Origin of the sequence: Candidatus Paracaedibacter symbiosus, assembly GCF_000757605.1 — a bacterium.
In the GTDB taxonomy this organism is placed as follows: domain Bacteria; phylum Pseudomonadota; class Alphaproteobacteria; order Paracaedibacterales; family Paracaedibacteraceae; genus Paracaedibacter_A; species Paracaedibacter_A symbiosus.
In genome coordinates this window covers 1-20,763 of sequence record NZ_JQAK01000002.1, presented here as the reverse complement: position 1 = coordinate 20,763, position 20,763 = coordinate 1, and the positions used below count along the sequence as shown (strand labels likewise).

At 38.7% G+C, this 20,763-nt stretch carries 12 protein-coding genes and 4 pseudogenes; 5 read left to right on the top strand and 11 right to left on the bottom strand.

The window, feature by feature from the left end:
* Window positions 1-514 precede the first annotated feature (514 nt).
* The 4 genes and pseudogenes from IG80_RS0107725 to IG80_RS16825 form a co-directional block, all read right to left on the bottom strand.
* Complete coding sequence (locus IG80_RS0107725; protein WP_052046249.1) at window positions 515-1,141, bottom strand: RNA-dependent RNA polymerase family protein; 627 nt, start codon at window positions 1,139-1,141, stop codon at window positions 515-517.
* Window positions 1,122-2,369, bottom strand: a complete 1,248-nt coding sequence (ltrA, locus tag IG80_RS0107720) for a group II intron reverse transcriptase/maturase (protein WP_032113180.1) — start codon at window positions 2,367-2,369, stop codon at window positions 1,122-1,124. Before ltrA ends, IG80_RS0107725 begins: the two co-directional genes overlap by 20 nt.
* 241 nt (window positions 2,370-2,610) lie before the next feature.
* A complete protein-coding gene (locus IG80_RS0107715; protein WP_032113179.1) occupies window positions 2,611-2,859 on the bottom strand; it encodes a hypothetical protein in 249 nt (82 codons plus the stop codon).
* Between the two features lie 67 nt (window positions 2,860-2,926).
* Window positions 2,927-3,609, bottom strand: a pseudogene (locus tag IG80_RS16825) (reverse transcriptase domain-containing protein); the annotation flags it as partial.
* Window positions 3,610-4,216: 607 nt separating this feature from the next.
* On the opposite strand from IG80_RS16825, the pseudogene IG80_RS12520 reads away from it, so the two are divergent.
* Window positions 4,217-4,762 (top strand): annotated as a pseudogene (locus IG80_RS12520) (site-specific integrase); the annotation flags it as partial.
* Here IG80_RS12520 and IG80_RS15730 read toward each other — a convergent pair.
* From IG80_RS15730 to IG80_RS0107685, 5 genes are all read right to left on the bottom strand, one after another.
* Window positions 4,742-4,942 carry a hypothetical protein gene (locus tag IG80_RS15730; RefSeq protein WP_232224368.1) on the bottom strand — a complete coding sequence of 67 codons (201 nt, stop codon included), beginning with the start codon at window positions 4,940-4,942 and terminating at the stop codon, window positions 4,742-4,744. The pseudogene IG80_RS12520 and the gene IG80_RS15730 overlap by 21 nt on opposite strands.
* 27 nt (window positions 4,943-4,969) lie before the next feature.
* Window positions 4,970-5,767, bottom strand: a complete 798-nt coding sequence (locus IG80_RS0107700) for an aminoglycoside adenylyltransferase domain-containing protein (RefSeq protein ID WP_032113517.1) — start codon at window positions 5,765-5,767, stop codon at window positions 4,970-4,972.
* Window positions 5,764-6,723: a bifunctional GrpB family protein/GNAT family N-acetyltransferase gene (locus tag IG80_RS0107695; protein ID WP_052046248.1), complete on the bottom strand. Its 960-nt coding sequence runs from the start codon at window positions 6,721-6,723 to the stop codon at window positions 5,764-5,766. Before IG80_RS0107695 ends, IG80_RS0107700 begins: the two co-directional genes overlap by 4 nt.
* 135 nt (window positions 6,724-6,858) lie before the next feature.
* The gene (locus IG80_RS15090; RefSeq protein ID WP_156962118.1) at window positions 6,859-7,005 is read right to left on the bottom strand and encodes a transposase; all 147 of its coding nucleotides are present in this window, start codon (window positions 7,003-7,005) and stop codon (window positions 6,859-6,861) included.
* 470 nt (window positions 7,006-7,475) lie between these two features.
* Window positions 7,476-8,846 (bottom strand): IS110 family RNA-guided transposase, encoded by a 1,371-nt coding sequence (locus IG80_RS0107685; RefSeq protein WP_032112572.1) that lies wholly within the window; start codon window positions 8,844-8,846, stop codon window positions 7,476-7,478.
* Between the two features lie 550 nt (window positions 8,847-9,396).
* Here IG80_RS0107685 and IG80_RS0107680 point away from each other — a divergent pair.
* A complete protein-coding gene (locus tag IG80_RS0107680; RefSeq protein ID WP_032113515.1) occupies window positions 9,397-14,370 on the top strand; it encodes an NB-ARC domain-containing protein in 4,974 nt (1,657 codons plus the stop codon).
* A 66-nt stretch (window positions 14,371-14,436) separates the two neighbouring features.
* Window positions 14,437-14,634 (top strand): transposase, encoded by a 198-nt coding sequence (locus IG80_RS0107675; RefSeq protein WP_052046247.1) that lies wholly within the window; start codon window positions 14,437-14,439, stop codon window positions 14,632-14,634.
* A 573-nt stretch (window positions 14,635-15,207) separates the two neighbouring features.
* On the opposite strand, the gene IG80_RS0107670 is transcribed toward IG80_RS0107675, so the two are convergent.
* On the bottom strand, window positions 15,208-17,196 hold the full coding sequence (locus tag IG80_RS0107670) for an SEL1-like repeat protein (RefSeq protein ID WP_156962117.1): 1,989 nt from the start codon (window positions 17,194-17,196) through the stop codon (window positions 15,208-15,210).
* Window positions 17,197-17,397: 201 nt separating this feature from the next.
* A pseudogene (locus IG80_RS16225) lies at window positions 17,398-17,550 on the bottom strand (IS256 family transposase); the annotation flags it as partial.
* 890 nt (window positions 17,551-18,440) lie between these two features.
* Between IG80_RS16225 and IG80_RS0107665 the strand changes: the two are divergent.
* Together IG80_RS0107665 and IG80_RS16820 are read left to right on the top strand one after the other, a co-directional pair.
* On the top strand, window positions 18,441-18,965 hold the full coding sequence (locus IG80_RS0107665) for a hypothetical protein (protein ID WP_032113513.1): 525 nt from the start codon (window positions 18,441-18,443) through the stop codon (window positions 18,963-18,965).
* Between the two features lie 455 nt (window positions 18,966-19,420).
* Window positions 19,421-20,571, top strand: a pseudogene (locus IG80_RS16820) (Fic family protein).
* The last annotated feature ends 192 nt before the right edge of the window (window positions 20,572-20,763 follow it).

Genomic DNA, 20,763 nt, shown 5'->3' with positions numbered 1-20,763 from the left:
CCTTGAACTGGAATTCTAGGGTTATCCATGGTTTGTGAAGAACTCGGCATGATTCAGGAGGATTTTTTATGGATTTAGTAACTTCTTTTCATACCCACTTTTCCTTAGGATTTCTATAGCTTTTTCTCTCTTCGAATTATGTACATATTATTACTGTTCACGATCCGTAATAATATGCATTATGCAACCAGTTAATAAGCAACAATCAACGTTATGCTATGGATGCTCTTTCAGGGATCACCATCTACAACGACAATTTTGGTATGAAATCTATTATATAAGCGGGGTTAAAGTGTACAGCTGTTGTCTTGACCTTTAAAATGCGTTCCAACGGAAGAACCATCTTTTCTTTCATATCATGGTCCACACAATATATCATTGGCTTCTTTCCATCTGCCATCCTTAAGTGATAGAGTAGACCAGTCAGTTTCCTGAGCTGGCCCCTCGTTAGAACCACATCATGCCCTATTAAGGCAATGGGCTTACGATAACTTCATTCACCTGGGTGAGATGCTTAAACCATACAATGTACAATGTGAACTGATGGAAGTGGAAAACGCTTTATAAACAGTCTAAAGTGTTCCCAGTCAAAGGATCGGCGTTGGTTCCGTCGATTCAGCCACTTAAACATAATTCTCGTGGCTTTATCGATGAATGTCTGTACGCCCCTAAAGTTGAAGCTCACCCCATAGTATTGAATGTGACCTCGTAGTTTTGTACACAATGCTTGCCAAATTACCTTGAGTGGATATTGATTCCGTATTCTCTTCGCCCATTCGTTAACACGCTTAAGCTTTGCACGTAACCGTTTACCACTCGTCCTTATCTTTGGAACAATCGTGCCACGGCGTGATTTCCCTAAGTAAAAGGTAAATCCAAGAAAGTCAAAGACACCTTGCCTGGTACCTTGCTTGCTCTTGCTCTTTGAGAACGAGACAAGTTTTGTCTTTTCCTCATTAAGCTCAAGCTTGAACTTGGCAAGCCGTTTGATCATGACTTCCCTAATCCGCACTGCATCTTTCTCGTAGCGGCAGCAGATCACCAGGTGAGTCAGCATCGGGAACTTCCCCCAATGCTGCTCGCAGAACGGTGCATGAACCTCTCGACTCACACCGCTCCCATTATCTAACCGGTGATCCAAGACCTAATCTCCAGTGAACAAATAATCCAGACTCGCGTTTTCTTACACGACCCAGCCAATTCCTTGCTCTGTGTCTATGCCTTTGGAATCTTTTGTATTTCCTCATAACCCATCGGATCAGATAACGCTCTATGTTACGCAAAAATGGATACATGGCCGATTTGTAGTATCGTCCATAGTAATTTACCCATCCTTGTACATAGGCATTGAACATCCTTGCTAGGTCATCAATGTTCTTGTCACTTCGCAGATGAATCTTCCAACTTCGGATTTCTTTTCTAATCCGATTTGCAGCTTCTTTGCTAATCGCGGGCGTAAAGTTTACAAAGCCCTTCCCCATCTTGTTCTTTGACAGACGAGGACGAAATGTGTACCCAAGAAAATCAAAACTTTCGTGCTCGTAAGAGCCCTTGCGATCCGAATCCTTACAATACACAATCTTTGTCTTCTCTGGATGTAACTCAAGACCACATTCTTTCAATCTGTTCCTGATTCCCTCCAGCACCTTTTCCGCTTGCTTTAGCGAACTACAGTGCGCCAAAATATCATCTGCAAAACGCTCATACTTTACATTAGGAAAGTATCTCCTCATCCACTCATCAAACGCATGATGCATGAATATATTGGCTAGCAAAGGGCTAGCAACTCCCCCTTGGGGAGTGCCTTTCTCCCTTTTGATCAGTTCTCCATCTTCTGTTTGTAAAGGGGCTTTTAGCCATCTCTCAATGTAAAGATGAATCCACTTCTCCTTTGTATGGAATTTTATTGCTTTCATCATCAATGAATGATCTAAGTTATCAAAGAAGCCTTTGATATCCAGATCAATACACCAATCCTGCCGCCAACAACGCTTCCTGGCTACTCCTACCGCATCCAATGCTGATCTCCCAGGACGATATCCATAAGAATCTTCATGGAACTTCGGTTCGACTATATTTTCCAAGTAGCTCTTAACAACTGCTTGTGCAATTCGATCCGAAACGGTCGGAATTCCTAATAAACGCTTACTGCCGTCAGATTTCGGTATTTCCACTGCCCTCACTGGTGGAGGAAAGTAGGTACCCGATGACATTCGATTCCATAACTTATAAAGGTTATCCTTTAAGTTTAATTCGAAATCTTCAATAGATTCTTCATCAACCCCAAAGGCCCCTTTGTTCGCCTTAACTCTTTCCCAAGCGGCCATTACGCTTTGCTTGGAAATACAAAATGGTTTCGTCTTACTCACTTCGTTCCTTCCATCTTCATGGTTGACTCAATAGTAAAACCAGATAACTCGACCCCTTCGCTCCATTAGCTTTCACTAACTTCCTCACTAATACGAGTCAATCCGCCCCTGTGCTCTGCTTTGGTACTCTAATCCTTGTGGGGCTTCCACTTGGATGTCTCCCTTTGCATCAGAGCACAAGTTCCCACGTTCCATATAAGAGCCTGAGTCAAGTTCATGCCACCTCTATGCCGGAGACCACTTAGCCAGTAAACAGGTTTCCGCTAAGCTTATCCCGAGTTAACGACTCCCCCTCGGTTTTGATCTCATCGATACGCTTTCGACACTTCAGCAGTGGTTTAATCGCTTCATCTCCTTGATTCTTACCTGATATCTTGCAAGATACCTTTTCTCTAACGCTCACCACCCTGGCTTTTGACCAGCGCAGCTTAGAGTGGTTTGAAGCCTCTTCCTGCAAAGCGGCTTCGGAGGGCCTACCTCCATCTCTCATACAGTTGCACACAAATTCAAATCATACTTCTGGCTTCATACAATCCTTCTTTGTGCTCGTGGCACACGTCATCGGCATATCGACACCATGGGTTACCAGGGTGATATTTTCCCATCCACACATCGAACACATAATGAAGAAACAGATTACTTAAAACGGGGCTAACTATACCTCCCTGCGGCGTGCCTTTGTTGCGCTCAATGAGCGTTCCGTCAGGCATTTGCATAGGGGCTTTTAGCCAGCGTTCTATGTAAAGAACCACCCATGGGTTGTCAGTGTGTTTCCTAACCGCTTTCATCAGGAAGTCCCAGGATAAGTTATCGAATAAACTACAGATGTCATACTCTACTACCCAGTCATAACGCCAACATCTTTGACGCGTACTCCCACGGCATCAAGAGCCGATTTGTTCAGCCGATAACTATAGGAATCTGGTAAAAAGTAAGGCTCAACCCGTGGTTCAAACGTTAATTTAACTACAGTTTGGGCAATTCTGTCGGATACCGTTGGTACCCCCAAAATTCTCTCTCCTCCTGCCTTTTTCGGTATCGGAACCGCTTTTACGGGCGGCGGAAAGTAGGTTCCAGATGACATCCGATTCCAGATCTTATAAAGATTATCCTTCAAGTTCTGATCAAAATCAGACAGGAATTGCTGATCTACACCAGCAGATCCCGCATTTGCTTTGACCAATTGATAGGCTTCTATCACCAAGTCCTTGGAGATGATATAGGGGTTTGTCTTACTCAAAGTATCCCCCTCTTTCGAGTTGTAAATTGATTCAACAGCCTAACGCAGCTCCTTCGCTCCATGACCATTACAACCACTTCATCACTACTACAAGCTGCTCCGTCCTAGTGCCAAGTATTGGTACTCTCACCCTCGTGGATTTTGCCACTTGGATTTCTTCCTTAACACCATGGCGACTAGTTCCCGCAGTTCCTTACAAAAGCCTCAGTTAACTTCATGCCACCTCTACGCCGGATACCGCTTATCCCGTAATCAGGTTTCTGATAAGCTTGTCCGAAGGTTACTCGATGCCCTTCGTTTTGATATCATTGGACGTAACGACGCATCATCAGTGGTTCATTTTCATTCGTCTCTTTAACTGTTACCTATCGGATCCTTCCGACTTTTCCTCAACGCTCACGACCATTACTCTTAATAATTGCCGCTTGAGGTGGTTTGAAACCTGCTCCTGAAAGCCGATTCCGAAGGGCCTACCTTCATCATTTGTAAAGCTTGTTAGAAATACTAATTCATTTATATTTCCTTCTTATTTCTTTCTGCGGCACACTCAAGTAGACCTCCCAAGATTGGGTGAGTAGGTCATGTCATCGGTAATGCACGCTCTTTGATTATGTCAGCTCTGTACTCTTTGTATCTGCGAATTTCTGAACTCTCTGCAAACAAACAATGGAGCCCAACAATGAACCACTTCTATAGAGATAGTGAGGAAAATTGGTGGTTTACGACTGTTGGCAAGTGTAACAAGCAGAGGCAAATTGCTGTTAGTGACTCCATGTTAGAAGCGTTGAAGAGATGGCGAAAATACTTAGGGTTATCCGCCCTTCCCTCACCTGCTGATCTGCCTCCTATATTGCCAAAAGCAAAAGGGCAAGGAGGTATTGGCTCTACCACTTACATCCGTAAAATAGTTCAGTCATGCTTTGATCGAGCTGTTAATAACCTTAATAAAGATGGGCCTCACAGAAGAAGCAGAATCTTTAACGGAAGCTACAGTTCATTGGCTAAGGCATACCGGCATCTCAGACGATGTAAAACGTAGACCGCGTGAGCACGTCCGGGATGATGCCGGGTACGGGTCAGGAGCCATCACTGATAAATATACATCGATATTGAGCTTAGAGAGCGACATCGATCAGTTAAAAGCAAAATAATCCGGTTCTGTTGGTTTGAGAAGGACGAGTTCTGCAGCAAACGTCGAACTCTTTACCCAAAATGTCAGCAAAATCACAAACGTCAATAAGGTATTTTTCATGAGCGTTAACCTTTCTTCACCATAAGCAAAAGTCTGTTCTGAATTACTTGCCATATTCATCTGCCAGAGTATTGGTAACAAGTTTAACTGACATCAGATTGATATTATTTAAAATTCCTTAAAGAGAGGGACCTTTTTAACCTCTCGCATCACAAATTGAGTAAACTGAATAGCTTCTTTTTTGTAAGGCATCTCTTTACCCAATTGCCATTGCTGAGCACTTTCAATAAGAGGGTTCCAAGGTTCGCCATGGGTGCGTTTGACCCACGCAGCTGATTCATTCTTAGTTCCTATTTTTCCGAAACAAACTGTATACAAAATGTGACAGAGATTTAAAACCAGATAGGCTTGATAATAACTATTATCCAACCAATTTGACTTATTTATTTTTGGGTACCATTCTTGAAGCAAGTCCCTGATACAGGCTTTTTGCACTTCTGCGATAGGAATCGGTGGCATTAAGGTTTTAAAATTAGGGCCTATAAGAGGTATGCTTTTATGTATCAGCAGGTAATTATTAATAATCCATTCATTGCCATAATGGGCTTGTTCATAAAAAATACCTTCATTGACATAAGGACGAGGATCTTTGGATGATAATAATGAGGTAAGCATAATAACGGGAAGATAAGAACACTCCAATCGCTTTCCCCATTTCTGATTTTTACCCTCTATTTTTTGATGACAGTGCTTAAGAGCATCTAATTCGGTTGACTGAAGGAGAGAATGGACAGCAACAAAGAGATCAATGTCGCTGCTTTTTTCGTGAAAACCCCCAGAAACTAACGAACCAAACAAGTATATTCCAACCAGATTATCCCTCAAAAGAGATTGTATCTCCTCACAAAAACTCTCAAGAAAAACATTGATATCAGCACAAGGGGTAAGTGAATGCTTCTCTTTCATAATATTTTTCCCATGGGGATATCTTGGGGGTAACTTGGGTGATTATCTGGATCATCAAAGGACATTTCGCTATAGCTATACTTTTGATAAAATGCATAAGCCGCTGGTGAGGATTCTGCATGAAGTCTTTGATACCCTTGAGCTTTCAACCATTTCTCAATCATCATTAAAAACTGACTACCATATCCTTGATGGCGTTTTTCTTCGTCAATAACGATAATGCGTAGAGCTGATCGTCTTTCAGGCCACAGTTGAAGATGAGCATAACCAATAATCTCGATCCCGTGGTAGAGCACGAAATGAGCATGATCAGGATGATTAAAAGTCCATGTATAAGGATCAGCCACGGGAACTTTATCAAAGAAATAATATTGGCGAAACTGTTTTGCCGCATCCCATTCGGCATAATGCGTACACTTCATAAATCTTAAACGGTTAAACCCTGCCTGATTGAGGGTTTTTCGAATGAATTCATTTTTGCCTAAATTATATCCAGAAAATAAGGAATCTTTCTTTTTGAAAGAGGCCTGATCTTTTAACAGAGTGAACTTGAGCTCTGCATATTCGTCCCGAGCCGATGGATGGGTGCGTAAATAGTCACGAAATAAAAGATTTAATTCGATCTCTGGATGATCTTTTTCGTATACATGCAGATTGATAAAAACTTCGCCCCGCTTGGTAAATCCATATTTAAAAGGAATATTCCATTCGCCTTTATAAGCAAAACCTGCTTGCTCTAAAAATTCTATCGTCTTATCAGGATCCTGAATAATGGCAATAATGTCGATTTTAGGCTTTGCCGCAAGTCCAGGAACAGAAGTAGAGCCGACATGATGAATGGCCAAGCAATTATCTCCCAGTGCCTCTTTAATGAGGCATGCTTCTTCCTCAAACTGCTGTGGCCATTCTGGATTATAAGGCATAACTTTAATATTTTTAATAAGTTTGCTCATCATTTCCTCGCTAAAAACTGGTTAACAGAGATTGTGTGTGTGATCTGTATTAAGGACAAAAAATCCTCATCATGGGAGATAACAATAAAGGAACCTGGATAATTCTGGCTCTTCTGCGTTTCTAGTGAAGATAAAATTTTACGCAAATTTCTTAAACCCCATTAAGTCCAAATGTAGTCGTTGAAAGAGAGAACTTGCTTTGAAGAGTCTATAGCATCTTCTTTTAGCTACTTTGATTTTATTATTGAGTCCTTCAACAAAGCCACTGTTTTTGCGTTCTTTCATAAAATCGATTCTCCAAGTTCTCTCACCATTGAAGACCTGCTCGAAGTGGGATCACTTTCGTGCCGGGTAACGTTTAAACCCGTATCCTCTTCATTACAAAGAAGCTTTTGCTTTCTCGAGCATCATTTACCGGCAGAACCATAGGTCTTTCTTACGATTGACTGTCCCTTTAAGAGGAGTTCTACCGGCTTACCGCGTTCCGCCATAAGAGCACGCTGACTTAGCCGCCTGCTAGCGACCGGGAAACATTGATGGCTGCGAAGAGAGTCACCCCCTCTCACTTACCTGCTTCCATAAGGGGTGTTAGCCGTTACCTCTATCGGCTATTTCGGTCTTTTGACGCAGGTTCAGATGTCTTCGGCATATCAGCTAACTAGCGCTTACCTGATTTCGGCTATCAGGAGGATTCTTGACTCACGCCTCAAATCCCGCACATCGTGCTTCGCTGCGTTGTTCGATCCGCTCTCCTCCTAAGAAACACCTATATTAAATCCTTGTTTTTCTATCTTTTCTATCAAATCATATCCGAGGTGTTTTGCCAGTTTTTCCAATTTCCCCACTAAATTTGCTTTATATTTCTTTTCGTAGCATTCTATACCCTGCTCAACATAATCTTGGCCGTATTTAAGCAATCTATAAAATAAACATGCTATTTTTCTGGCAGTTGCCGTAATTGCCTTCGGTGCTCCTGCTTTGCTTTTTACTCGCCTCATGAATGCCCCAATTGCCGTTTGAGTTTTCCCTGCAGAGCAGGCTGCCAATCTAAATGCCTTAGATGCACTATTTTTTACCTTTCTGGTTTTACTCCCCAATATTTTTGCACCGCTAATTTTATTTGCAGGACTTAAACCCAACCATGACGTGAAATGCTTTTCTGTGGGCCATTTGCTCATGTTTGTGCCAATTTCTGCTGTAATAGCTTGCACTGTAAGCTCGTTCAGACCAGGAATAGCCGTAAAATCTACACCTATAAGCGCATATAAGCTTTCCCTAAGATTAAATTTAGGAATATTTGAAGATGATAACCTACGCTTCTTCTTTTTTAATGGTTCTTTATTTTCTTTTTTGTCAAGTTCCTGATAATAAACCTCAATTACTTTATCAAGGTCTTCTATCTGTTTTTGATAAAAATTGTATGATTCAAACTCTTGCTTCAATACAAAGAGATGCTCTTGCCGATAATCACCATTCAATGATTTGGCAATAACGTCTTCGCTGCTTTTGATCCCATTATTTCGTAATTTGGCTAATTTAATCGGGTCACGTTCACCTGTAAGAATCGCATTAATAATAGCTGTACCAGTAGCGCCAGTAATATTGCTGATTACGTTATGGAGCTGTATGTTCATCTCCGTTAAAGCTTTTTGCATACGCAAAACATGGCTTGACGCGCTTTCAATTAAACGTGCTCGATGACGTATATAGCTACGAAGAACACAAATCTGATCATCAGGCCGAAATGAAGCTCTCAACAATCCATAACTATGTAATTTTTGCAACCAACCACAATCTTCGACATCAGTTTTTTTGCGTCCAGGTGCACCTTTTACATGTTGAGCATTAATAAGATTAACTTCAAATCCTGCGCGTTCAAGTATTTGGTATACTGGAATCCAGTAAACACCTGTAGATTCCATAGCTACAGATTTAATTCCACATTTCTTTAACCATGTTGCCATCATATTTATGTCTTCAGTAAAGCTGCCAAATGATCTTATGCGTACACTATCTCTATCTTCTGGGACGCAAACGTAATGTATTTTTGAGCCAATATCTATACCTGCCGCATCAAGATTAATCATTTCCAACCCTTTTGCACTAGCGCTTTTTTTCTTGCTCATTGTAAAACCTCCGGTTATATGGGGCTTAGGCCATTGCCGGAGCTGCTATAGTTGGGGTGGTTTGAAATGTATAATCTCCTAAACGAGGTATCTTACGATCCATCAATATAAAAACCACAAGCCCCAAGACCAGACTTTATTACGGGTACAAGACGCCATTGAGCGGACGGTCATAACTCTCAAAGTAGCTCCGACATCCACACAATAGCAGGGCTGATTCTGTTTCTTACATATAAAACAAGATCCGCCAGGAGATTGTGTGCGACTTTATTCAGGATCGTAGGTTCATCCAGCAGCATAGATGGTGGTGTTTTCTTATTATTAAGAGCACCACAGCTCTTATTGGCGACTTCGTGTCGCACGGGGTTGCATCAAGATCCACCGATAAGGTGGGATTGGTACCCCCGGTAACATTTTTTTACAGGTCTTTTAAAGTTCCTTCCTCATACAATGAAACCGGGATAATTTCCTCCAAGATTAATAATTGATTGTTTTTAAACAATCAAATTATTTTCTCCTATGCGATAAGGAAAGAAATAGGAGGTGACGCATGTTCTTACATCACCAACTGACTCATATCCTTAATTATATATTATGCCGTATTCTTATTTCTTTTACGGCCTTATGTTGTTGCCCATTTGCTGAGGCCATGGACGAAAGGCATGACCTTCGACAAGGAAAAGGTCCTGAGTATGTTGAGAAACTAGACCCTTTTGTAAAAGGCACCTCAAAACTCAAATATACGTTTTGTTACCAACCCCAACAAGCTTCTTTGCAGAAAGATAATTCTCACCAAGGGGAACTGCCCACTATTCCTTACGTCATTCAAGACGGATTAGTAGCCAAAGTCACAACGGAAGAACCAGAATCAAGAAAACAAAGTGGTTCCTCTTCTTCAGACAATTGGGGTCAAGTCCTATACCCCTCCCAGTGGCCCCACCGTGTTCACGGTCATCTCATGATGCGATTTGAAAAAGAAGAGATAACTGTTGGCTCTGGTATTTTGGTAGGGCCTAACCATGTCTTAACCGCAGGCCATAATCTTTATTATAAAGGGCAATGGGCCAAGGAGATTTGGTTTACCCCAGGTAGAAAAGGAAATTACTTTCCGTTTGGGTATAGCAAAGGATGTATGCTGCTTTGTCATCAACAATGGCTGGACCCTAAGTCACGCAAAAAGGATGATTATGATTTGGGAATGGTTATCCTAGATCGAGCGGTCGGGAATGAAGCCGGGTGGTCAGGATTACTTTACGCGCCCGATACCTACTTTGATCAGTGGGAAATTACTGCAACAGGTTATCCTGGCGAAAAAGGGAGTAAAGATTACTATTCAACCGAAATGTGGGAAGGGAAAGATGAAACTCAAGAGACGGTATTTACTTCTGAAACTATTACCTATAGCATTACGACCTCTTTTGGGCAAAGCGGCGGCGCCATTTGGCGTCAATGGCCCAGTCCAACCAATCCAGACCAAACTAACATTTTTACCATTGGTATTCATACAGAGGGAGGCGCCGGTGGTAAGAATAAGGGGGTTCGCCTTACAAAAGAGAAGTTTGAGGGAATTATCAATTGGATAAAGACTTATCATTTAAGGCAAGCTATTGATTATGGGATACCGCCACCAACATTGCTGCCACTCACTAAGGTGGGGGGAATGGCTACAGCAGATGAGTGGTGGAACCATGGGAACACCTTTTTTCAACAAGACAAATATGAAGCGGCGTTTACCTGCTTTTATAATGCTGTGATCACTGCTAGTGACACAGTACCCGATCATATGTTATTAAGCTTAGCAGATTGCTATAGTCAAGGAAAAGGCACTCCCCAAAATTATCTGGAAGCCTTTAATCTTCATATGCAAACGGAAAATCCCCGTAAATCTCCCAAGTCCTTATTTCTGATAGGAAAATGTTACCTTGATGGATTGGGAGTTCCTAAAAGTATTACTTCTGGATTATACTTTCTCACAAAGGCAGCAAAACAAAAGGATAAAGAGGCGGTTAAGGAGCTTTATCTTTTTTATTCTGACCCGGGTAAAACCCAAGACCTAAAGAAAGCAGAACAGTATCGCAAACAAGCCCAAACTTTGGGTATGCCAATTCCTAATCTTCTACCCCTAGAAAAGCCTAATCCTCGTCCATGGAAACCAGTCATAGAAACCGTTCCTTCAAATAATTTGCCTGATCGTCCTAAGAATTTCCAAGAAAGTTTTCCTGAAGGATCAGAAAAAAGCTATCTAACACTCTTATGGGAGCAGCTCCATGAAGAGTCACAGACAACAATTATTTCTGCTTCTGTCTCCGGAATGGGAGGAGTGGGTAAGACCTATCTGGCTTTAAAATATGCTTATGATGCGCTAGACAATAAAGCCTATAAGTATATTTATTGGATCCTAAGCGAAACTGAGCAGAGCCTGATTAAGGGTTATAAAACTATTTGCGAAGAAGGAGAACTTAAAACTTCCTTCAAAGCAGAGGATTCGGATGATAAGATTATAGGCCATATTAAAAAAAGCTTGGCAAGAGTAGGAGACTATCTGCTTATTTACGACAATGTTCCTAGAATCGATTTTTTAGAGGAGAAAATACCTCAATCCAATGGCCATATTTTAATTACTTCTCGAATTCAGGAAGGATGGGATCACTCTACTCTGCGACTGGATGTGTTCCAACCGCAAGATTCAATTGATTACTTATTTAAAGCTATTAATATGGCAAGCCAAAATAAAATAGAGAGAAACCCAGACAATGAAGAAAAAGCATCACAAGTTGCCACAGAACTTGGTAATTTGCCGCTGGCCCTCTCCCATGCTGCAGCCTACATCATTCGTAAGCGAAGTGGCGAGACACAATACAACTTTAATGATTATTATGATGAATTTAGACAAAAGTTAATAGCTCTCCTGCAACCAAACTTTCGTTATTCTAAGAGTAAAAAGCCAATTAACCATGAGTACCTCATTTTGACAACTCTCAAGATGGCTGAAAATCTAATTAGTGATACTGCAAATCAATTATTAACCTATTTTGCCTATCTTGACCCAGATTCTCTTTTAAAGGCTTCATTTTTATCCTTAGTGACAGATAAAGATGAGTTAGATACTGTTTTTGAAGACCTCACTATTTTTTCTCTTATTAAAAATAATGGGTCCTCTTTTTCTATCCATCGTCTCGTGCAACTGGTCTTAAGAACAGAACAGGAAAAAGAAGAGAATTTAGAGAAACTTGTTAATCTCTTCAGTAGAATGCTATCAAGTTTTTTTGATATGTATAGAATGTCTTTTAATGAAGATAGGATTAAAGAGTTAAAATTTGAAGAATTTGATAAATGGTATAAAGAAGGTTCATCTCTTCATTCCAATTTAGAAATAATTGATACACATATCCAACGCCTTTTTAAAAATGAGAAATTGAATGCAAAACAAAGGCTCAATTTGCGGGTTGGATTATATACTCTTCAAATGCTTTTAAGTGATCCTTTAGGATCCTTAAGAAGCAAGATTCTTGAGAGATTAGCTTGGAAGGAAGCTGACCAGCCGCAAAAAATACTCCGGACAGGAAACATAATTGATGATGAGCTACAATCAAGAGAGATTAACCTTAATCCAAAGCTATGCAAGAAAATAAAAAAAATTATGCCATTCATATTTTCCTTGGATTTACCAAATAAAGAAACTAATAAGATTATTCATCTATGCGCTAAAATTGACTCCTGGAAGGACGTAGAGTTTGTAAATAGCTTTAAAGCTCTGTGGACAGATAAATACCTTTACCGTGATCTTTATTACGAAATCGGGCTGATGGTTGAGGCCCTAGGTAAGCTGGAAGAACCCTCTAAGCTCCCTGAACTTCTAAAAGATATTAACCAGCTCATGCATAAAACGGAAAAAGAAATGAGTGTGCTTGATAAAGCCAAAATCATAAGCGCTTTTTGTAAAATAAACTCTTCCAGATACTCTAGTTTTACAGAAGCAATCATGTTCTTGTACACACACAAGACAGGTGAATATGAATGGGTTGATATCATTGAAGCTTTTTGCGAGGTAAACCCTCCCGAGCCTAAAAGGTTTGCAAACAGTATCCTGCCCTTGTTTACACTTAAGATGGATGGAAGTGAGCTGGGTGATGTTATAAAAGCTTTTTGTAAAGTAGACTCTCTTAAACTCTCTGATTTTGTAGAAACCCTTAGCCCCTTGTTCACACTTGAGAGGAGTGAATATGAATTGAAGAGTCTTATAGAAGGTTTGGGTAAAATAGGTCCTTCTCAACTCTCTGAATTTATAGACGCCATACAATCCTTGCTCAACCAAGTGACGACGGATAAATGTGGAAAAAATCAGCTTATTATTTCTTTTTTTAGGGTAAACCCTTGCGACCCTAAAAAGTTTGTAAATAGCATTTTGCCCTTGTTTACAACTAAGATAGAGGATGATTATGAATGGGGTGAAGTTATAGAAGCTTTAGGTAAAGTGAATCCTTCTCAACTCTATGATTTTGTAGACGCCATTCAATTTTTACTCAAGCAGGGGATAGATAGTAGATATGGAAAGGCCAATTTTATCAAAGCTTTTTGCAGAGTAAATCCTTTCGAACCTCAAAGATTTGCAGACAGCATTCGTTCCTTGATTACCTCTGAGATGAGTGCATATGGATTCGCTAAACTTATAGAAGCTTTTTGTGGAGCAGAACTTTCGCAACTTTCTCAATCTATAAGCTTAATTAAATCTCAATTTACCTCTGAAATGGATGAGATTAAGAAAGCCGAGATTATTAAATCTTTTTTTGTTGTAAAAGAAGCAAAATCTCCTCCAATTTATAGGCTTCAGAAAGATATCGATCCTTTGTCACCACCTGAGAAGAAGAAATATAGCTTGGAGAATCTTATAAATACTAATAGCAAAGTTTTCTTCGGTAAAGAAATAGAGCCTTCCCGACTTCATATGACTATAGAGGACATTTTTCCTTTGCTAGCAGATAAGATAGATATAATCGATATAAGTATGTTTATAAATATTTTTTGTAATTTGGAACCTTCAAAGCCAAAGAAATTAGCAAAGATTATAGTACCTCTGCTCTCATCTTCTATGTTGGACTTTAAGTATAATGCTATAATTGTAAGAGCTTTTTGTAATCTAAATCCTTCTGAGCCAAAGAAATTAGCAGAGGTTATTGCACGCTTGATCTCACCTGAGATGGAACAAAAGTATAAGGCTAGGATTATAGAAGCTTTTGGTAAAGTAAATCCTTCTCAACCTGAAACATTTGCAAGTTATATAGGGTGTTTGCTTGATACAGTTATAAAAGACCGAAGTATCTGGGAGGATCTCCTCGATTGCCTGCTTGTAGTTCCAGTGGAAAAAAGAATGGATGTTTGTGATAAATTTGTTCTTTTCTGGAATTTATATAGAGAAAAGGAAGACGCTATTCTAGACGAAGATAAATGGTTGCACCCTCTAATTAAAATAATTCTAGACAAAAGAAAACCTGATCTTATTAAAATACTGGAAAAGGTTTTATAATTACGTCGGTACCATCACATATAGACGGCACCCTCATATATTTTATTGGATTGGGTGATAGAAACGTTGAAGAGCACCTTAGAAATTATTAAAAGGCCGAGAAAAACCTTTAAAATTGTTCAATGGCGGGGGATTGTTGAAAGAACCTTTGGTTGGTTAAATAAGTATAGAAGGCTCAGCAAAGATTATGAGACTTTGACAACTTCTAGCGAAGCTTGGATAAAATTGGCCATGATCAATATCATGACTCGGCGACTTGCCTAAGAATATTTTTTGGACAGCCTCTTACTTCCATACACCCAAGATTCGATACGTGATATGCTGGGTCGACACTTTCACGGTGGCTCTTGCAGCCACTAGCAAACAACAAGCGCCTCGTGGCACACACTAGCAAGGAGTTGTAAGAAAAGTTACCTTAAACTTGGCGATGCTGCAAAATTGGAGAGAAGATATAAATTACCTTTAGAACTTGCCTGGGAAAAATAAATATAAAAAGTAAAGCCTATTTTTTGCGTAAAAAAGAAGCTATATACCTTATTTTCTAAAAAAATTAGACTCCTAGCCTTTTTTCTTAAGAGGGTAGTCAAATAAACTATCTAAATTTACACAAAAACCGCCTTGACAATATAGAAAATTTTTTACCAGACAATTTCTTAGCAGAACTAATACATTTTCTCAAACAATCAGCAAGTGAGGCCAGAATTTAAAGCTTTACAGGCACCCTTGCTCTTTATAGCAAGGCAAACCTTGCTATAAAGATTAAATAAGGTGACTAAATATTTAAAAACAAAGACATATACAAAAGAAATGCAGATTAAATAAGTGCCATCTTTTTTCTTATTCTCTCCAACCCCCTCTCAGATTTTTTTTCCTGCCTTTATTGTCAGCTTCCTCACAAGCCCTCTTATAGCATTTCTCTGCCTTATGTAAGTTCTTTTGCGTTCCCCATCCATACTCATAGCTGTTCCCTAAACGTAATTCCAAATAATCAATAACTATATTTCTGTATTCTTTCTGTTCTTTTTTATTATCAACAAAACTTAAAGATAACCAATATTTACCCGCATGGTATTCATACCACTCTAAGCTCCATTTTATTATATTCTCATGCTTAGAAACGATATTCCTTTCCATTACATCTTCATTACGTCGGTCCCAATCATGGAGGCGATAAATTGAGCGAAATTTTTCTTTTGCTTCTGAAAGAGAACCGCTAGCAAAATAGCCTTTTGCAGCCAAATATTGAGCATGAATGTTTCCTTGATTCCCTAAGCTGGAGAGATAAGATAGAAAAGAAGAGTTTTTATGGTATTTTAAAAAGTCATCTAAATAACTATCCTTTGAATACATTTTAAAATCATCTTTTATAATCCTCAATTCTTCTAAGGAAAGACAAGGATAGGAAAATTCTTCCACTCCTTTCTTTAATTTTATTAGTAACTGATATCTTTTAAAAGATGTGTTATCTCCTTCTTGCGGGGGAAGAATGGTAACGTCTTTACGTAGACGAGATACCCCCCATTTAGCATGACGGCAAACAATAGGCCTTGATTTCTCTAAATTGGTGATCGAATGTAAATAATAGTTTCTTTTTGTTGAGCTTGATATTATAGATTTATCTCCAAGAGAATTATTATAAGAAAAACAAAGAATAACGTTAGGAATATATTTAGCAAGATAAGGGCTTAGTCTCTCAATAAGATCATAATAACAACTATGAAAATATGTAGGTTCCAATTCCTTTTTTTGGTTAGAGCAAATTTCACGCCCTGATACTAGATAGAGAATTAATGCTTCTTCTGATGTAGGCTCTTTTAGTTTTTTCGAGGGGAAACAGCTTTCTCCTGAAGAGATATCTTCAAGGTTGGCGTAATTCTCAATAGCCTTGTTAAGCTTTTCTTGTATAACATCTCTTTTTTCCTTTAGACCCATTAGTCTTTTAATCAGACCTTGTTCTGTATGGTCACCTGCGGCATCTAATCTAATAGTTGGCAATTCGTTACGAGAGTAGTGATCCTTATATCGATGATAATATCCTTCAAGGCCTTCTAAAGTAAGGAAAGGATAAACTCTCTGCCTTGATCCAGAGGTTAGAACTGTAACAGAATTACCAGGCTCAGGCTCATCTTCATCGCTAAGCCATAAATATCCTGCAGGAATATAACGTGCTTGCCCTCGCCCTCTTTTCAAAATAAAACTAATGCGGGCAGCAAGGATATTAGGAATATTACCAAACAGAACTTCAGATTCTTCTTTCTCAAGCGGTATTCCAAGCGATAATATTTCACCAGCAAGGGTATGGAGGGTACCTAGTACATCAGAGAGAATAATATCTTCATTTTCTAAAGGTATATTTCTTTCCTGGGTAGCATCCCTATAAAGAATCTGGCTAAAATTATGTACCATAAGGCCTACTGGAGTTTCCTTATCTTTTATCGACTTATCCTCTTCCCATATTTCTCTTTTTCTGCCAATATGGCCGCCTAGCCTAATTATCTTCTGTCCTATTAATTCATCTTTTTCTTCACTTACTTTTCTCTCATATTCTGAGTAAGCCTCAAAAGGGGGTACACAACTGATTGTAGATATACTGCTAACCTCTTCTGATATTTCTTCTCCTTCAGTGTTTATGACGCTAGTATCCTGTGGGTTATTTAAATGCTCCACATGCCCCTCTTCTCCTGAAGTTGAAAAGGCGTGTTGATGAGCGCGCTTTCGAGATCCCTTAAGGTCTTCTAATTTCTTGAGAAAGCCATTTTCATTGCTTCTTTGGGATAAAGCTTGCGAATGGTCGATATGTATTTGAGGGCTATCATCCTTTTCCATGGCTAAAGCTAAGGAAATGTTATGTATGATAAGAGCTGAGAACAGAGAAAATTTAGCACTAAATTTTAGTCTTGTATTTTTGCTCACTTTAGCATTCTCCTTTTTTATAATTTTTTCTTTTAAGGAAGCTATCTATGTAGAATATTCGTGTTCGGTATAATATATGCTCAAGATATTCACAAAAGTTGGTGACGAGAGTATTTAAGCAGCATGTCTAGTATCATTAGGGATGACTTCACAACCGTTATTAAACTTGACACCAGAGATGACATTTGGCAACTGGTTTTTGCCATCCAGCCGCCGCCATCTTTTTTCAGTTTCTTTGTTAAGCTTAAACACCATCAGCAAAGAGCTGATCAAGAAAAGGTCTAACATTTTGTGGCATAAAATCGTTCATCATCTTAACATCTGCTACGTTTTCCTCGGTGACTTCTACCGCATCAGCATTAAAGTCAGGGCCATAAGTGTAGCTTACGCACTGGTCTTTTACTCAATCTTTCTTTAAAATTTGGTCAGTCAAAATTAGTAAGTTGGTTAAATTATAGAGTGTGAACTACCCTTCTGAAACCTGTGAATTCTTCCTCTGAATTTGACAAATTCTCTATTAATAAATTAGGGACATTCATTCTCAAAACTCATAGAAAACTAATAAAATGAGAAAAATATTCCAAGAAAGGTTTTTGAGACCCCAGATACTTGGATTTTCTGCCATCATGGATGGAAACAGACTCCCTTATTGAAAAAGATCGTTTCTGAGAATAATCTCATAATGAACTGAAATAATAAAAAAAGTTACTTATTTAAAGTCTCTTATAACAAACATTCCTAATTGAAATATTTATGAAATTTTATCCACTTAATTTTTTTGTGGTGGGGTAAATTAAATAACGTATCCATTAAGGTACAATGTGAGATATGGCATTAACCAAAATAGATTTTTCCCATAAGGGCCATATAAGCAAAGTCTCAGCATAACTACTAAAATTCAATCTTAAATATAAAGATTAGATAAATGCTTGTTTCTTGCCCTTACGATTTTAAATGTAAGTTCTAAGAGCGAAGTTTTCACCTTTATCTTTTAAGGATTAAATGAGTTTAATTTTATAAATACTATTTACTGAATACACAGGAGGCGAAAATGGCTTGCAAATTTTTTTGTGTATTATTTTCATTAATTCTTGGGACAAACTTGGCAGTTTCCTCAGATTATATGCATGACAGAACATTAGAAGAGATGGTCGCACGTGCATCTCAGAGTGCGGGTCTATCTTGAAAACCCAACCCTCTATCCTCTTCATCGAACTGACTATGCTCTTGAAGCTGGGCGTTGGAGTAAGTTACCTCCCGAGGATATTCCTGCACAAAGCTGGGTAGTTTGGGCGAGTGAATCACATGGTGTGTTGGGTGATGCGACAGGATGGGTGAGATATCGTTGCTATGGGACAACCTCTGATTTCTATTTTGAATGGAATAGTCCACATGGCAGTCCTGTGATGGATGGAAGAAATGCGTTTAGACGGGAAATAACTGATTATAACTTAGAAGAACCAAGGACAAACTCAAGGTATGCAATAAAACTTTATCGCGATGGGAGTGGTTCTTACCCTAATGAAGATAACGCTATTGTTAAATATAGTATTTCTTCTTCGTTTTTGCCCTCAATATTTGGTGATAGAGATAGAGACTTAGAAAGGCGTGTGGCACGTGCAGATAAAAGTGTAGTTTTGTTTATCTTAGAAATGAAAGCCCATTTCCTGGCTGATATTTAGGAGCCCTGTGACATGGCTTTTAGGTTAATCAATAGCGCCCCTATTTGATTATGCATTCCAAGAGTAAACATTTACCTTCGCTTTGCTGGGTCTTGTCTCACATGAAGGTTTTTATAAATATCTTAAAAAACATCTAACAATTCTCTTTAGAGTACAACTTTGTTAATTACTAATCGCCAATTTAAACTCTTAGACTTTGAGTTACAGATGTAGACAATAAGCCAAAATTTGCACTATTCTGACACTTTTTGGAGGTTATATAGATGAATATTTAGAGTATACTTTATATAGTGAGCATATAGTTTTGAGAGATTTTTACAGGAGCTCTTATAAATATAAAGCAGGCGGATTAAATAACGAAATTATACCTTTATGTTACTTATTTTCTTGTATGTTTCATGAATGCTAGTTATTTTATGTTAAGTAACGTAAACCTTATTGGATAAAAAAATCGTATTGGCCGACTTATTAAATGCTCTGCTGGAGGAGAGAGTTATAATGCTTATGTACCTCAAAGACTTCCTCCCAAACCAGATTTAGAAATGAGTGACCTTTATCCTTTGCTCGATCAAGCAAATATAGCTCTTGGACGTTTAGATGGTATGAGTATGGTTTTGCCAGATACATCTCTTTTTTTATATATGTATATTCGCAAAGAAGCCGTTTTATCATCTCAAATCGAGGGCACTCAATCATCATTATCAGATTTACTTTTATTTGAATCTCAAGAATCTCCGGGTGTACCACTTGATGACGTTACAGAAGTATCATGTTACGTTGCTGCCATGAATTATGGTTTGGTGCGTTTAAAAGAACTTCCTCTTTCTTTAAGATTATTACGTGAGATCCATGAAAAGTTAATGGCAAATGGTCGAGGAAGTCTTAAGCTTCCTGGAGAGTTTAGATCCTCACAAAACTGGATTGGGGGGTCTCGTCCTGGCAATGCACAATTAGTGCCAACGCCCCCAGAATATTTAATAGAGACATTAGGGGCGTTTGAAAAATTTCTTCATGATGAAAATGTTAAATTACCTATTCTTATTAAGGCAGCGTTAGCTCATGTCCAATTTGAAACCATCCATCCTTTTTTGGATGGAAATGGACGGCTAGGACGTTTGTTAATTACTTTTATCCTGTGTAATGAGGGCATACTTAAACAACCCCTCCTCTATTTAAGCTTATATTTTAAATCTAACAGGCAAGCCTATTATGATCATCTTCAATCTGTACGAGAAACAGGTGATTGGGAAGCCTGGATTAAATTTTTTTAATAGGAGTTATAGATACAGCAAGCCAGGCAACTAAAACAGCTCGAGAAATTATAAAGCTCTTTGATAAGGATATGTGTATTATCCAAAATTCGGATAAATCAACCGCAGCAATATTGAATATATATAATTATTTACAGCATCATCCTATTGCTACCACCACCAAAATCAAGCAGGCATGTAGCCTATCTTTACCAACTATTATGCGTTCATTAACTTCTTTAGAGAAAATGGGAATTATAAAAGAAATTACTGGAAAAGAGCGTCATAAGATTTTTGTCTATAAAGAATATCTAGATATTCTAAACCAGGGAACCTCATTTCCTCATTCAAACTAAATGGTAAATAAAGCCTAATTATTTTAGTAAATGTTAACGTTGAATTGTTAACTGAGTTCTTTAACAACATAAACGAGTAAAAATCTTCCTCTTCCCCTCCTATAGTTTAGGTAATGTCGCCAAGTTGTTTGGAGGGAAAAAATAGGGATCCCTTCTCCTCTCTTATTTGGCATAATGATGGTGTGAGGCCAC

Bases quoted from the DNA above. Each gene is read 5' to 3' on its own strand.
- IG80_RS0107715 (WP_032113179.1), bottom strand. From the start codon at position 2,859: ATGAGAGATGGAGGTAGGCCCTCCGAAGCCGCTTTGCAGGAAGAGGCT.
- IG80_RS0107700 (WP_032113517.1), bottom strand. From the start codon at position 5,767: ATGAAAGAGAAGCATTCACTTACCCCTTGTGCTGATATCAATGTTTTT.
- IG80_RS0107695 (WP_052046248.1), bottom strand. From the start codon at position 6,723: ATGATGAGCAAACTTATTAAAAATATTAAAGTTATGCCTTATAATCCA.
- IG80_RS15090 (WP_156962118.1), bottom strand. From the start codon at position 7,005: ATGAAAGAACGCAAAAACAGTGGCTTTGTTGAAGGACTCAATAATAAA.
- IG80_RS0107685 (WP_032112572.1), bottom strand. From the start codon at position 8,846: ATGAGCAAGAAAAAAAGCGCTAGTGCAAAAGGGTTGGAAATGATTAAT.
- IG80_RS0107680 (WP_032113515.1), top strand. From the start codon at position 9,397: ATGTTCTTACATCACCAACTGACTCATATCCTTAATTATATATTATGC.
- IG80_RS0107670 (WP_156962117.1), bottom strand. From the start codon at position 17,196: ATGGAAAAGGATGATAGCCCTCAAATACATATCGACCATTCGCAAGCT.